Below are 13,088 nucleotides of genomic sequence, written 5' to 3'. Positions count from 1 at the left end.
ACTAAGAGTCAGATAGTTGAACAACACACAACTATCTCCCCCCTCATAAAGTAACGCATCAGACATACTGGTGCCGCACTTTACTCTCATTCCTTTAGATAACTATAAAAATAACGAAACCCGTTAGCCATCTGGTTAACGGGTTTTCGCTGTCTGTCTTTAATCACCGATCTCGTCTTCTCTCATCCGCAGACCGGCCGTACTTGTGACAGGCAGCGAGAACACAATCGCTTTTTCCCTGCTGTCAAGCCCGGTCTTCTCCATGATCGCCTTCATGATCTGATTTTTATCTTTTGTTCTCGTAACGATAAAAATGATCTCCTTCTCGGACGCCAGAGATACCCCGAGAAATTTCTCAGCGCTCTCCATTCCCGTGCCTTTCGCGTGTATCACCGTACCCCCGCCTGCGTTTGCGCCGCGGGCGGCATCCATGACCGAATCAATGCATCCCTGATTCACGATCGTAACGAGCAGTTCATAATCTGTTTCTCTCAATATTGTCTCCTCCTCTTTTTCATACTCATGATTCTGAATCAAATATTGAAGTACCCTCTTCCCTCCGATACTGCTGAGCGGAATCGTAAAAGCAATTCCTGTGCCGGGTACGTCGATCTGCATTTTAATGATGAGTCCCCGCTTTAATTTTCTCCACATCTCTTCTGTCACTACAGAAAATGAAATCATTTTCTCCGACGCTTCCAGTCCAAAATAATCCAGAACAGCACTGTTTGCCGTCCCCCGCCCCAGCGTTCCAAAGACGACCATATGATCATTTTCCTTATAAAATTCCTGAAATTTATACTTCATGCTGCGGTTTGTTATGGCGACCATCATATATAGCTTACTCATCATATCCTCCTCTACAGTTCAATAATATCGTTGTCGTCAAAGGCTTCCAAAGGCAGCACCGGCACCGTTTCCTCTGAAGCGCCCTGTTCTGCGGATCTCTTCTCCTGTAATTGATAGATGAAGCCCAGTATCTGGATCGTGATCAGCGGGGTCATGGCGACCATGGCAACGACGCCAAACGCATCTGTGACGATATTTCCTCCCGCCGCCTCACACGCCCCCACCGCAAAGGGAAGCAGAAATGTGGCGGTCATCGGCCCGGACGCAACCCCGCCCGAGTCGAACGCGATCGCGGTAAAAATCTTTGGCACAAAAAATGACAGTAAGACCGCCGCTGTATATCCGGGGATCAGAAACCAGAGGATGGATATGCCCGTCAGCACCCGGACCATGGCAAGTCCCAGCGATACCGCAACGCCTATGGAAAGGCTGTACCCCATGGCTCTGCCTGATATGGCCCCCGATGTCAGTTCTTCCACCTGTTCCGTCAGGACATAGACCGCCGGCTCCGCTTTTACGATAAAATAACCGATCACCATGCCAATGGGAATGATGATCCAGCGGTAATGAAGCCCCGCTATGATCTGGCCGAGGTAATTGCCCGCCGGCATAAATCCTATGTTAACCCCTGTGAGGAATAAGAACAGTCCGATATATGTAAATACAATTCCTATCGATATCTTCACCAGCGTTTTCTTCTTAAGATGAAGGGAAATGACCTGAAAGAATACAAAAAACAGTACGACAGGAAGCAGGGAGACCAGCATTTCTTTCATATAATGAAGAAGCCCCGATGAAAACAGGCGCCACATCTCAACCGAATTCTCAGCATCCGGTATGACAGTCTGCGTATAGGAATTCCCCGTCGGCTTATATATCATCCCGAGAACGAGAACCGCCAGGATCGGTCCGACCGAACAGAGCGCGACAAGGCCAAAGCTGTCATTCTCCGCGTGCTTATCACTTCGCACCGCCGAAAAACCAATACCGAGCGCCATGATAAACGGAACTGTCATCGGTCCGGTCGTTACTCCGCCTGAGTCAAATGCAACGGCCAGAAAATCTTCCGGCACAAAATATGCCAGTATAAATACCGCCGGATACAAGGCGATAAGCATATAAGACAGCGGAATTCCAAACAACATCCTAAGCACTGCCGCCACGAGAAAAATTCCGACGCCTGCTGCCACTGCCACGATAAGTGTATAGTTTGGAACAGACGGCACCTGCTCCGCCAGCACCTGCAGATCCGGTTCGGATACCGTGATGATAACGCCAAGGACAAAGCAGAGCAGGACGATAACGGCGATGTTCTTCGTCCGCGTCATCCTCGTGCCAATACGCTCTCCCATGGGCGTCATCGCCATTTCTGCCCCGAGGGTAAAAAACATCATACCCACTATGAGAAGCACGGCGCCAATAATAAAAGCCATCAGGATGCTGGTCGGAATCGGCGCGATCGTAAAGCACAGAAAGAGAACGATTCCAATAATCGGTAAGACAGCTCCTAATGACTCTTGTAATTTTTCTAATAATTTCGTTTGGTGTATTCTCAATACGCACTCTTGCCTTTCTTGTTTGTTTTGTGTATGTTATTATAACATAAATTTACATTTTGGAAAAGTAAAGAGATTTTTAAGAACCGCTTAAGAAATTTTCTGCTTCTTTAAGAGATATAACATACTTTGGACATAATTATCTTTTATACTAAGAGTCAGATAGTTGAACAACACACAACTATCTCCCCCCTCATAAAGTAACGCGCCAGACTTTCTGGAGCCGCACTTTACTCTCATTCCTTTAGATAACTATAACAACAACGAAACCCGCAGGCCTTATGGCCGGCGGGTTTTCGCTGTTACTGCCACCTGCTTATCTTTCACTTTTCCAGCTGATATTCTCTCCGTCGCTTACCGCGGTGATCGTTCCAAGCTTATCTGTCCTGTATATCTGTACATCCGCGTCCTCAAGCCTGCTTATCACTTCCGCATGGGGATGCCCGTACCGGTTATTCTCCCCGCAGCTTATGACCGCCCACACAGGGTCTGTATTTTCCAGAAATTCTTCCGAGGTGGCCGTGGCGCTTCCATGGTGTCCGCATTTAAGTACATCACACTCCAGGCCGCTGCCGAAGGTCTCTGTCATAGCCTTCTCGGAAGGCGCTTCTGCATCTGCGCACATTACAAATGATTTTTTCCCGTGTGTCAGTTTAATGCCTGCGGAAGACACATTCAGATCATTGTCCTTTATCTCACTCGGGCACAGTATTTCAAAAGACGCATCGCCAAGCTTATAAGCCGCCCCTACTTCCGGGTCTATGACCGGAATATCCATGGTAACGATATCGTGCTCTACGTCCGCATATGTCTTTGTATCATTTGATACATCCGGCATGATGATCTGTTTCACCTCGACATTTTCCATTACGTCGTCCGCTCCGCCGATATGGTCCGCGTCAGGATGTGTCAAAATAAAATAGTCCAGCTTTTCAATCCCCAGTTCTTCCAGATAAGAGACTACCTTACCGCCTTGTCCGTTATTGCCCGCGTCGATCACCATATTGTGGCCGGACGCCTGAACGATCGTACAGTCTCCCTGTCCCACATCCAGAAATGTGACCCGCATCTCACCTGATACATCCTGCGCATCCTCCCCGGAATCAGCAGCGCCCCCGTCTTGTTCCTGCACATATTCCTGCACATGCTCCTTTAACTGGCATCCTGACAGCAGCAGCGCCAGACAGAGGAGGATCACACTGTTCCTCAAATTCTTTACTCTTTTACCCCTTTTATATGTACCCATAATTCGTCCCCTTTTTTGACTGATATCTCACAGATTATCACAGACACACATTTTTTTCAACTTTGTACAAATATCGGTCTTTTAAAACTATACCTACTTGTGCTATAATAGGAATGCAGCAGTGGCCGAGTGGTCGAAGGCGTCAGTTTCGAAAGCTGAAGAGCCGAAAGGCTCCGGGGGTTCGAATCCCTTCTGCTGCGTTTTTTATTGGTCATTTTCCTTTATTTCCCTCCAGTTTTACAATTCTGCTTTCATGCTCCTTGATCTGCCTGTCCTGCTCCTCGTTTTTATCCCACAGTCTTTTATGTGACTCATGGTTCTTTACATCAAGAGCATTCATATCTTTTTCATAAACAGCCATCTTTTCAGAAATAGTTTTTATCGTCATCGTCAGCTCCGTCATCGCTTTCGTATTCTCCTTCTGGTTCTTGGATATCGGATTATAGATACTCAGGACCATATTGAGCAAAACTACAATGACAAGCACAACGTCCCATTCTTTCACATTATGATACCTCCTTTTCTGTGTACATCATCTATCTGATCCCGGCATGCCGGCATTTTCTTTCCGCGCATTGCGGCACATTTACCAAATATCTCTGTATTCTTTTTTTCACATTTTCGTCCGAGTAGGCAATGCTTCTTCTTGGAAACATCTGATTCATCTCATCCGCGACTTTTATGTAAGAATAATCTTCTATATAGTATAGCCTGAACATAATGCGCATCTCGCTCTTTTCAATTGTCTCTATAAATCTTTCCACTTCTATCGTCATATCAAGAAATTCTATTTCCCGGGATTCCAGCATCATTACCAGTTCCATCATTTTTTCCTGCTTCTTGTGAAACAGAGACGGCGGGTTTTTTATTTCATGCTTCAGCCGGCTTATCCCGCGGCGCAGGTTTTTGATCTCTGCTTTCATTGCCGCATACTCATTAAGAAGACTGTTGTCCAATATTCCTCATCCCCTTACTCTTTATATATTCGTCAACCGTATAACTTTCATATGCCTTATGGACAAACTGCCTGGCCGCGGCTGCGTCCGGCCTGTGGTCCGCAAGCGCTCTCAGCCGGTCCTGCCGGTCCATTCTGCATACGGTCCTCGTTCTTCTCTGTCTGCTCAAATTATCATCTCCTTTTTTATCTGCCGCCTGGCTGGCGGCGGCTTTATTGCGTAGATCTCATGTTCAGAAGTTCATTTTTTATTTTTAAAATCTTTATATATACTTCATTCAGGCATCACAATTCTGTCACATTTCCGTTCTATATTAATAATCAAACAAGCGGGAGCGCTTTTTATATAGATTTTCTTTTCATAACTTTTCCTTCTGCCAGGGCACTTCGCTCTGGCTTTTTTATGCAAATTTTTAAAATGTGCTAAAAACGGATAACATTCAATATTAAGTTGTCAAGGTTCTATCTCAGGCGGAAATGAATACCGCTGAATATAAATTCTGCCTTTTTGTTCGTGCACGTTTTGTGCTCACTTATAAAGTACACGTTTCGTGCTCATTTGTCAAGCACATTTTGTGAACTTCATCTTTACTTTTAAGCACACTTTGTGTATAATACAGATAAATCATGAAAGGAAGTGGGCCAATGGCTGATTTTGCAAATGTACTTCGTCTGTTAAGAAATGGAAGAGGGCTCTCCCAGCAGGAACTTGCTCTCTCACTCGGGATATCCAAAAGCGCTGTCAATATGTATGAGCGGGGAGAACGCCAGCCCAATTTTGAAACTCTGGAATTGATCGCTGATTTTTTTAAGGTAGATACCGATTACCTGCTCGGCAGGACGAACGCGGCGCGCACCGCTTATCCCGGCACGGTTGCCGCGCATTTTGATACAGAGGATCTGACAGACGATGAAAAAAAAGACGTGGAAAATTATATCGAATTTATCAAGGCAAAAAGGAACAGAACCTAAAGAAAGTCCTGTTTATGATACAACAGGCCGCCTATACTGGTAACAGGAGTTGATAGAATGAACAGATACGAAGAATTGTTAGGCGAAGCGGCAGCCGAAGGTATATCGATCGATGAGAATTACACTTTCAGCGGAAAGACTTCGGGCTTATATGTAGATAACAATATTGCGCTTTCATCCAGTCTGAAGACAACAGATGAAAAAGCGTGTGTGCTCGCGGAAGAGCTCGGACATCACCACACGACCGTGGGCAACATCGTGGACCTTACGTCCTCCGGCAACCGGAAGCAGGAGCGCCAGGCCAGAGTATGGGCCTACAATAAGCAGATAGGCTTAAAGGGTCTGATCTCCGCCTATGAACACAAATGCAGCAACCGCCATGACACCGCAGAATTTCTGGAAGTCACGGAAGAATTCCTGCAGGAAGCACTTGATTATTACTGCGGCAGATATGGGACAGGCACTATAGCGGACGGCTATTATATCATGTTCATCCCAAGCCTGATGATCGGAAAGATCGATTTCACATTGTGATGGACCGGTTTCGGCTTTAACAAATATAAGAATTTAAGAATCGCTTAAGAAACTTTCGCTTTCTTTTATATTTTAAACATATTTTGGTCACATTTTTATTTTATACTAGATTCAGATAGTTGAACAACACACAACTATCTCCCCCCTCATAAAGTAAACGCACCGGGAAATTTTTATTCCCCGGTGTCGCACTTTACTCTCATTCCTTTAAATAACTATAACAACAACGAAACCCGTTGGCCGGCCGGCTGACGGGTTTCGCCGTTGTCTCCTGCAGTTCCATTTCAGAGACAGAGGCTTCTTTCTTTTTTTATTAACCTGTGGTAGAATGTATTTAATTGTTGTGACAATACAAAGGAGGCTGTTCCATGGATTCTCTTGACTATCAGATACTTGAAAAACTGAAGAGCAATGCAAGACAGCGCGCCTCGGAGATAAGCCGCGAAGTCCACCTTTCTGTCTCCACGGTCATTGACCGTATCCGCAAGATGGAGGCTGCCGGCATTATCAAATCCTATACGATCATCACAGATGACGCCAAAGTCGGCAATGACGTGACCGTACTCATCGAAGTGAGCATGGAACACCCGCAGTTCAATGAGGACTTTATTGAAAATGTGACTGCCAATCCGTATGTGATCGCATGCTATTATCTAACCGGTGAATTTGACTTTCTTCTGAAAGTAACTTGTAAGTCGTCTGAACATCTTGAAGAAATACACAAGTGGGTGAAGGGCCGTTCAGGCGTACGTCAGACGAGGACCCACTATGTGCTCAGCACGATAAAGAATATACATTCCTCCCTGCCCGCAGCAGAGGAAGAAGTCTGAGAACAGGAGCTATCCTGCTTTTCTTTCTTCCTCTTCTTCTGCCAGAAGGGCCGTCCTGTTGAGCGCATCTAAAATTTCTTTCTCCACCTCCAGCGGAAAACCGTCTACGCTCAGAGTCTGCTGTTTTGTGACACCGTCTACGCTCCCCATCTTTACGATCGCTTCGAGATACTTTTTTATCTCTTTAAATTTCGGAAGCAGCCTTATTTTTTTTATCTGCTGCATATAAGCCGCCAGCGCGTAAGCTCCCCAGTTCGACACCGTGGATATGACAAGAGTGTCTACTTCCACCTCGCACGGAACGAGTGACAGCTTCGCGCGTATCACTTCTTTTAGATTGCCCATCCCTATCTCGTTTCCTCCGTCACCGATTCCAAATGTGGGGATGTTCATCTCTGCGGCTTTCTCAAACATCAGATCTACTCTGGCTGTCCTTGATTTAATGCTTGCTCCCCGCATGTTTGCATAGTCTTTCTCCTCGTTTCGCCCGCACCGTTCAATGGAAATGAGGGCCGCCGGTCTGTATTGTTCCAGCAGATTCTCATACGCGTTTCGGCCATCGTCAATGTTCATATATTTGACTTCCAGATTTTCCATCTCAAAAAAGCCTCTGCAATATTTATCTGTGACGATGACGGGATGATAACCAAGCTTCCTGAGCGCTACGGCCAGCGCCATTGTCCCGGGCGGTCCGTCTGTCTCCGCATGTCCGTCTACATAAAAGCCGGTTGTCAGCAGGATATTCCCTTTTTCCAGTGAAAGCAGTTTTAAGGCCGCTTTTCTGCAGAACTTTGCATCCATGTATGTGCGGAGGATATGCATGCCTCTGCAGGAATAACGCAGCACCACATCCTCCACCGTCTCTGTCCTTCTTTTTGCCGTACTGTCCATCGCATCTCACTCCTAACCGTCCAGCTTTCCAAATGGAACAACCTGAATATTTTCAATTTTCAGTGCTTCTCTTATCTTTACAACAAAAGCAAGCGCCTTCGGTCCGTCTCCGTGTACGCACACAGAATCTGCCGTCACCTCAATATCTCTGCCTGTCACAGCCGTCACTTTTTTGTCCTTCACCATCCGTATGACTCTTGTGATCGCCTCGTCTTCATCGGTGATCATTGCTCCCGGCCTGCTTCTAGGCACAAGGGAGCCGTCTTCTTCATATGCCCGGTCTGCAAATACTTCTCTGGCACACGTTAGTCCGAACGCTTCCGCAGCATTCAATAGCTGACTTCCTGCAGGTCCGAGCAGGATGAGCCCCGGATCCACTTCAAAGATCCCCTCGCAGACTGCCTCTGCCAGCGCCTGATCCCGGCACGCCATATTGTACATTGCCCCGTGGGGCTTTACGTGGCAAAGCCTCACTCTCTGAGCGGTGCAGAAAGCATGCAGCGCTCCGACCTGATACTGTACCATCGCCTTTACTTCCTCCGGGGAAGCGTCCAGATTCCGCCTTCCGAAACCGGCCAGATCCGGGTACCCCGGATGTGCACCTATGCACACACCGCTTTCTTTTGCCAGAGCCACTGTCTTTGCCATCACCACCGGATCCGACGCGTGAAATCCGCACGCTACGTTGGCAGATGATATATAAGGGATCACCTCTTCATCCATGCCGCATTTATAATTGCCAAAGCTTTCTCCCAGGTCACAGTTTAAATCTACGGTATACATCAGACATCCTCCTTGCTTAATATTTGAGTTCTGCATTTTTAACATCTGTGATAAACATGTGTCCCGGCGAATGGGTGATGACGATTTCCGGTTTTACATTCATCACAACATTCTGCGGTGTCACCCCGCACGGCCAGAAAACAGGAACTTCTCCTTCGCGCACCGTGACACTGTCACCAAAGTCCGGCCTTGTGATATCCGTAATGCCGATGGCCTCCGGGTCCCCGATATGTATGGGGGCCCCGTGCACCCTGGGCATCTCCCCGGTCACGAGCACTGCCTCCGCCACCTGTTCCCTGGGAAGAGGGCGCATGCTCACTACCATACTTCCACAGAATATACCGGCGGGCGTGCACGCTATATTTGTCTTATACATGGGCACATTGCAGTTTTCTTCTATATTTCTCACCGGTACGCCTGCGTCCAGCAGCGCCGACTCGAAAGAAAAGCTGCACCCGATAAGAAAGCTTACAAAATCATCTCTCCAGAATTTTTCCACATCCGTATACTCCCCGGCAAGTTCCCCCTTTTTATAGATCCGATACCTCGGGAAATCTGTCGCGATATCGGCGTCCTGCGCAAGATAACGCAGCTGTCTGCTCCCTGTGTCGCTCACTTCCAGCACCGGGCACGACTTTGGATTTCTCTGCGTAAACAGAAGAAAATCATAGGCCAGCTCTCTGGGCAGTATGACGAGATTCGCCTGGGCGTATCCCGCGCACATTCCCGAAGTAGGGCCGGTGATCCGGCCGCTGCGCACTAATTTTCTCGCCTTCTGCGGGCTCATGTCGTAATAGTCCGTCATCTTCCCACCTGCTTTCTGTTGATCCGCTCTGCCTCTGCTCCTGATATGGCTGTAAACTTTACTTTATCTCCCGGTTTCCCCTGAGCGATCTTCGGAATGTCAAAGGAACAAACGGTGGCGATCTTGGCGTATCCGCCAGTTGTCTGCCGGTCTGCCAGCAGAACGATCGGACGGCCGTCCGCGGGAACCTGGACGGAACCAAGGGCTATGGCATCCGAGACGATATCTGTACCGTTCCTGCTTTCGATCACAGGACCGTCAAGCCGGCAGCCCATGCGGTCGCTCTGTTCCGATATGGTATATACGCCGCTGTAAAATGTCTTCTTTCCTTCTTCCGTAAAATAATCGTCCTGCGGTCCGGGGATGACTCTTACATTTATTTCAGAAGGATATTCCTGTGCTTTTATCTTTCTTCCTTTTACTTCCTCATAGCTTTTTCCTGTTCCGAGAGGAAGCTCATCTCCCGCCTTCAGCGCTCTCCCTTCATATCCGCCGAGCCGGCATTTGACATTTGTAGAGCGGCTGCCCATCACTGCCGGAACGTCAATGCCCCCGGCAAACGCAATGTACGTACGGCAGCCCGTTTTTACCATTCCAAGCGAGAGAGAATCGGACGCTTTTATTTGTATGGGAGTGTTCATGGAAATAGGGCTTTCGTTGAGCTTTGGCTCCATGTCCGCCCCTGTCACGGCCACTACCGTATCCTCTGTAAATTCCATCACCCCGCCGAACAGGGCTGCCTCCAACACTGCCTCGTTTGCCTCATTTCCCACAAGATATCCGGCGTCCGCGTATGCTTTTTCATCCATGACGCCGGACGGTCCGATCCCAAAGCACTGGTATCCGTATCTTCCTGCATCCTGTACTGTTGTGAATGCTCCGGGTATCACTATTCTTACTGGCATATACTCTCCTCCTCAACTTCCGGCTCATACTCACCTTTGGACACCATCCGGCGGATGTCATAATAGTCATTGATCGTTATCGGGACAAAACGGATATATTCACCGGCTTTGCAGAGAACCGGCTCCTTTCTGCCGGGATCATAGAATTCCACCGGCGTCCCGCCCAGCAGACGCCATCCTCCGGGGGAAGCCACGGGATATACACCGGTCTGGCTGCCTCCGATCCCCACTGCTCCGGGGAGGATCTTTACTCTCGGTGTCTTAAGCCTCGGCATTTCGATCCGCTTGTCAAGCCCGCCGAGGTAGACGAAGCCTGGAAGGAATCCCATCATATAGATCTTGTAGTCCACCGAACTGTGAATGGCGATGATCTCATCCCGGTCAAGTCCGGTAAACGCTTCCATATCCGCCAGGTCACATCCGAATCTTGCCCCGTAGCAGCACGGGATCTTCCATATTCTTTTTTTTACGGCGCCGCCTTCCTGCGAGATGTCTCCGTAAGAGAGTATGTTCTGTCTCACCGCCTGAAAGGAAGTCTCCAGCGGATCGTAATATATGGTCAGCGACCGGAAGGCAGGGACGAGTTCTCTGATACCGGTCATATTTTCTTTCCTAAGCTTTGCGGCAAGCGCATGGACCTGGTCATTGATCTTTGGGTCAACTGTTCTTCCGAACTCAACGGTCATGGCGCGGTCTCCTGCGCGCAAAAATTTTACTTCTCTCAAAACATCACCTTCCCCATTTATTTTTCTCTCTGTTCTGCCGGTGTTGCGTCATAGAATTCCTGCAGCAGAGCAGCTCTGATTTTTTCCAGCAGTTCCGGATTTCTGCCGCCTGCCGCTTTCCCGTCGATCTCATCTGCGTGAAGGCAGAGGTTGCTGGAACTCGTCACGATGATCTCCTCGGCATTGTACAGGTCATCCAGTGAATATGGCGCCTCGTTTACCGGTATGCCAAGCTGTCTGCATATTTTGATCAAGTGGGCTCTTGCAATGCCCGGAAGTATGAGATTATCTGTCGGCGCGGTCACGAGAATGCCGTCTCTGATTATGTGGACATTACTGTGGGCACACTCGGTGACGCGCCCTCCCGGACGGTAAAACACGGTCTCCTGGCAGCCCGCCTCTTTTGCCTTCTGCGCGGCCATGACGGATGGGATGAGATTCAGCGTCTTAATGTTGCAGTGGAGATATCTCGTATCTTCCATTGTCACGAGACGTATCGGTTCCTTTCCGTCAGATATCTCCGCCGGCTTCAGCATGATCCACAAGTTGCCCGGGCCTTCTGTAAATACGTGGTCGCGGATCCCGGTCCCTCTCGTCACCTGATAATAGACGAACAGATCGCCTGTATCCATCTTGTCTACCATCTCCTGCAGCAGTTCCTTCAGTTCCTTCTTTGTCACCGGCATCTGAATCTTCAGAAGCCCCGCGCTGTTAAAAAATCTGTCGATATGCTCATCAAGCGCAAATATTTTATAGTTTCTGGAAGGTCCCGCATCGTACACTCCGTCGCCGAACCATGACACCCGGTCGTTCATTGGAACGGTCATCTCATCGAGTTCTCCGAATCTGCCATTGTAGTAACCTAATGTTTTCATTTTCTTTCCCTCCGTTTTCCGGGCCTGGCCCTGTCCATAAAAAAATGCATAAAAAAAGTACACAAACAAAGTTTCTGACACCTTTGTCTGTGTACCTGCTCATTAAATTTTGTTTTATTCTATTCTCTTAATAAATCAATGTCAATAAATCTCGTCTGATTCCGAATTATTTTTCGTTCCCACCTTTATCTTTCGCAATTTTTTCGGAAATCCAGCGGTAAATATCCTCATATACTTGTTCCCGGTCCGTCTCATTCAGGATCTCATGCCTGTCCCCGTCGTAAAGCTTCATGGACACGTCCCGGATACCGGCCTCTCTGAGCTGTCCGTATACCTTTTTTACTCCCTTTCCAAAATCTCCGACCGGGTCATCTGCGCCTGAGACGAGCAGAAGCGGAAGGTCCTTATTGATCTTTTCCATATTTGCCTTCTTGGTCAGCACTTTCATGCCGGCAAACATTTGGTAGTATGCGCTGACGGTAAACACAAAACTGCAGAGGGGGTCGCTTACATACGACGCACACTTTTCCTTGTCGGAGGTGATCCAGTCTTTCGGCGTATCTCCCGGCTCAAATCTTTTGTTATAGCTTCCGAAGCTTAAGTTGTTGACCAGGACGCTGCGGTGCTTCCAGCCTTTGAAGAGCGCGATGATCCTGCACAATATCCGGCCCATGGCCAGCAGGGCGCTCCCCTGACAGCCGGTACCCATAATGACCGCGCACGCAAGTCCCCGGCTGTATGATGTCAGATACTGCCGGAGCAGAAAAGAACCCATGCTATGTCCAAGCATGATATACGGCACATCCGGATATTTTTCCTGCGTCAGTTCCCGCAGCCTGTGGATGTCAGCGATAACATATTTATTCCCGTTTGTCTCATCAAAATACCCGAGGCTTTCCTCATCGGCAGCCGATTTACCGTGGCCGAGATGGTCATGTCCCGTCACGTAGATTCCGCGTTCTGTAAGGAAAGCGGCAAATTCATCGTAACGCTCGATGTATTCCACCATTCCGTGGCATATCTGGACGACTGCTTTTATCTCCTGCTTTGGCACCCACTCTACGGCGTGTATATTAGTCCGGCCGTCGCTTGACGGATAGTAGAAATCATTTTTCATTGATACCTCTCCTGTCTCTAAGTTGGCTGTGCTGTACGCGGGCCT

The 13,088-nt window shown here is 48.3% G+C and carries 16 protein-coding genes and 1 tRNA gene; 4 read left to right on the top strand and 13 right to left on the bottom strand.

Features of this window, described 5'->3' with window-relative positions:
• Positions 1-159: 159 nt before the first annotated feature.
• The 3 genes from LAJLEIBI_RS02340 to LAJLEIBI_RS02330 all read right to left on the bottom strand — a co-directional run bounded on the left by LAJLEIBI_RS02340 (position 160) and on the right by LAJLEIBI_RS02330 (position 3,651).
• Positions 160-849 (bottom strand): P-II family nitrogen regulator, encoded by a 690-nt coding sequence (locus LAJLEIBI_RS02340; RefSeq protein ID WP_040435871.1) that lies wholly within the window; start codon positions 847-849, stop codon positions 160-162.
• An 11-nt stretch (positions 850-860) separates the two neighbouring features.
• Positions 861-2,405, bottom strand: coding sequence for a DUF1538 domain-containing protein (locus LAJLEIBI_RS02335; protein ID WP_006444646.1), 1,545 nt, complete (start codon positions 2,403-2,405; stop codon positions 861-863).
• Positions 2,406-2,721: 316 nt separating this feature from the next.
• A complete protein-coding gene (locus tag LAJLEIBI_RS02330; RefSeq protein WP_006444647.1) occupies positions 2,722-3,651 on the bottom strand; it encodes a ComEC/Rec2 family competence protein in 930 nt (309 codons plus the stop codon).
• Positions 3,652-3,766: 115 nt separating this feature from the next.
• On the opposite strand from LAJLEIBI_RS02330, the gene LAJLEIBI_RS02325 reads away from it, so the two are divergent.
• A tRNA-Ser gene (locus tag LAJLEIBI_RS02325) sits at positions 3,767-3,851 on the top strand.
• An 11-nt stretch (positions 3,852-3,862) separates the two neighbouring features.
• On the opposite strand, the gene LAJLEIBI_RS02320 is transcribed toward LAJLEIBI_RS02325, so the two are convergent.
• From LAJLEIBI_RS02320 to LAJLEIBI_RS02310, 3 genes are read right to left on the bottom strand one after another with little or no spacing between them, the layout of a single operon-like run.
• Positions 3,863-4,156 carry a hypothetical protein gene (locus tag LAJLEIBI_RS02320; RefSeq protein ID WP_006444648.1) on the bottom strand — a complete coding sequence of 98 codons (294 nt, stop codon included), beginning with the start codon at positions 4,154-4,156 and terminating at the stop codon, positions 3,863-3,865.
• Positions 4,157-4,187: 31 nt separating this feature from the next.
• Entirely contained in the window at positions 4,188-4,607 is a 420-nt protein-coding gene (locus tag LAJLEIBI_RS02315; protein WP_050765558.1) for a hypothetical protein, read from the bottom strand.
• Positions 4,588-4,776, bottom strand: a complete 189-nt coding sequence (locus LAJLEIBI_RS02310) for a hypothetical protein (RefSeq protein ID WP_040435872.1) — start codon at positions 4,774-4,776, stop codon at positions 4,588-4,590. The genes LAJLEIBI_RS02315 and LAJLEIBI_RS02310 overlap by 20 nt, the downstream gene beginning before the upstream one ends.
• A 475-nt stretch (positions 4,777-5,251) precedes the next feature.
• Between LAJLEIBI_RS02310 and LAJLEIBI_RS02305 the strand changes: the two genes are divergently transcribed.
• The 3 genes from LAJLEIBI_RS02305 (at position 5,252) to LAJLEIBI_RS02295 (ending at position 6,942) form a co-directional block, all read left to right on the top strand.
• The gene (locus LAJLEIBI_RS02305; protein ID WP_040435874.1) at positions 5,252-5,578 is read left to right on the top strand and encodes a helix-turn-helix domain-containing protein; all 327 of its coding nucleotides are present in this window, start codon (positions 5,252-5,254) and stop codon (positions 5,576-5,578) included.
• 57 nt (positions 5,579-5,635) lie between these two features.
• Positions 5,636-6,112, top strand: a complete 477-nt coding sequence (locus LAJLEIBI_RS02300; RefSeq protein WP_006444653.1) for an ImmA/IrrE family metallo-endopeptidase — start codon at positions 5,636-5,638, stop codon at positions 6,110-6,112.
• 368 nt (positions 6,113-6,480) lie between these two features.
• Complete coding sequence (locus LAJLEIBI_RS02295) at positions 6,481-6,942, top strand: Lrp/AsnC family transcriptional regulator (protein WP_006444654.1); 462 nt, start codon at positions 6,481-6,483, stop codon at positions 6,940-6,942.
• 9 nt (positions 6,943-6,951) lie between these two features.
• Here the strand turns inward: LAJLEIBI_RS02295 and LAJLEIBI_RS02290 are convergent, their stop codons facing one another.
• The 7 genes from LAJLEIBI_RS02290 to LAJLEIBI_RS02260 form a co-directional block, all read right to left on the bottom strand.
• Positions 6,952-7,833, bottom strand: coding sequence for a DUF4392 domain-containing protein (locus LAJLEIBI_RS02290; RefSeq protein ID WP_006444655.1), 882 nt, complete (start codon positions 7,831-7,833; stop codon positions 6,952-6,954).
• A 12-nt stretch (positions 7,834-7,845) separates the two neighbouring features.
• On the bottom strand, positions 7,846-8,616 hold the full coding sequence (locus tag LAJLEIBI_RS02285) for a LamB/YcsF family protein (RefSeq protein ID WP_040435875.1): 771 nt from the start codon (positions 8,614-8,616) through the stop codon (positions 7,846-7,848).
• Positions 8,617-8,632: 16 nt separating this feature from the next.
• Positions 8,633-9,421 carry a putative hydro-lyase gene (locus tag LAJLEIBI_RS02280; protein WP_006444657.1) on the bottom strand — a complete coding sequence of 263 codons (789 nt, stop codon included), beginning with the start codon at positions 9,419-9,421 and terminating at the stop codon, positions 8,633-8,635.
• A complete protein-coding gene (locus tag LAJLEIBI_RS02275) occupies positions 9,418-10,326 on the bottom strand; it encodes a 5-oxoprolinase subunit C family protein (protein ID WP_006444658.1) in 909 nt (302 codons plus the stop codon). Before LAJLEIBI_RS02275 ends, LAJLEIBI_RS02280 begins: the two co-directional genes overlap by 4 nt.
• Positions 10,317-11,051: a 5-oxoprolinase subunit PxpB gene (gene pxpB / locus LAJLEIBI_RS02270; protein ID WP_040435876.1), complete on the bottom strand. Its 735-nt coding sequence runs from the start codon at positions 11,049-11,051 to the stop codon at positions 10,317-10,319. The genes LAJLEIBI_RS02275 and pxpB overlap by 10 nt, the downstream gene beginning before the upstream one ends.
• A gap of 17 nt (positions 11,052-11,068) precedes the next feature.
• Positions 11,069-11,926, bottom strand: coding sequence for an aminotransferase class IV (locus LAJLEIBI_RS02265; protein ID WP_040435925.1), 858 nt, complete (start codon positions 11,924-11,926; stop codon positions 11,069-11,071).
• A gap of 166 nt (positions 11,927-12,092) precedes the next feature.
• On the bottom strand, positions 12,093-13,043 hold the full coding sequence (locus LAJLEIBI_RS02260; RefSeq protein WP_006444661.1) for an alpha/beta fold hydrolase: 951 nt from the start codon (positions 13,041-13,043) through the stop codon (positions 12,093-12,095).
• Positions 13,044-13,088 lie beyond the last annotated feature (45 nt).

This window comes from [Clostridium] hylemonae DSM 15053 (genome assembly GCF_008281175.1).
Taxonomy (GTDB): Bacteria; Bacillota; Clostridia; order Lachnospirales; family Lachnospiraceae; genus Extibacter; species Extibacter hylemonae.
Note: the sequence above shows the minus strand (reverse complement) of the source record. Positions and strands in the feature narration are given on the sequence as shown.

Coding starts and splice junctions, on each gene's coding strand:
- LAJLEIBI_RS02340 (WP_040435871.1), bottom strand. CDS start 849: ATGAGTAAGCTATATATGATGGTCGCCATAACAAACCGCAGCATGAAG.
- LAJLEIBI_RS02280 (WP_006444657.1), bottom strand. CDS start 9,421: ATGACGGACTATTACGACATGAGCCCGCAGAAGGCGAGAAAATTAGTG.
- LAJLEIBI_RS02290 (WP_006444655.1), bottom strand. CDS start 7,833: ATGGACAGTACGGCAAAAAGAAGGACAGAGACGGTGGAGGATGTGGTG.
- LAJLEIBI_RS02300 (WP_006444653.1), top strand. CDS start 5,636: ATGAACAGATACGAAGAATTGTTAGGCGAAGCGGCAGCCGAAGGTATA.
- LAJLEIBI_RS02260 (WP_006444661.1), bottom strand. CDS start 13,043: ATGAAAAATGATTTCTACTATCCGTCAAGCGACGGCCGGACTAATATA.
- LAJLEIBI_RS02265 (WP_040435925.1), bottom strand. CDS start 11,926: ATGAAAACATTAGGTTACTACAATGGCAGATTCGGAGAACTCGATGAG.
- LAJLEIBI_RS02295 (WP_006444654.1), top strand. CDS start 6,481: ATGGATTCTCTTGACTATCAGATACTTGAAAAACTGAAGAGCAATGCA.
- LAJLEIBI_RS02305 (WP_040435874.1), top strand. CDS start 5,252: ATGGCTGATTTTGCAAATGTACTTCGTCTGTTAAGAAATGGAAGAGGG.
- LAJLEIBI_RS02275 (WP_006444658.1), bottom strand. CDS start 10,326: ATGCCAGTAAGAATAGTGATACCCGGAGCATTCACAACAGTACAGGAT.
- LAJLEIBI_RS02285 (WP_040435875.1), bottom strand. CDS start 8,616: ATGTATACCGTAGATTTAAACTGTGACCTGGGAGAAAGCTTTGGCAAT.
- LAJLEIBI_RS02330 (WP_006444647.1), bottom strand. CDS start 3,651: ATGGGTACATATAAAAGGGGTAAAAGAGTAAAGAATTTGAGGAACAGT.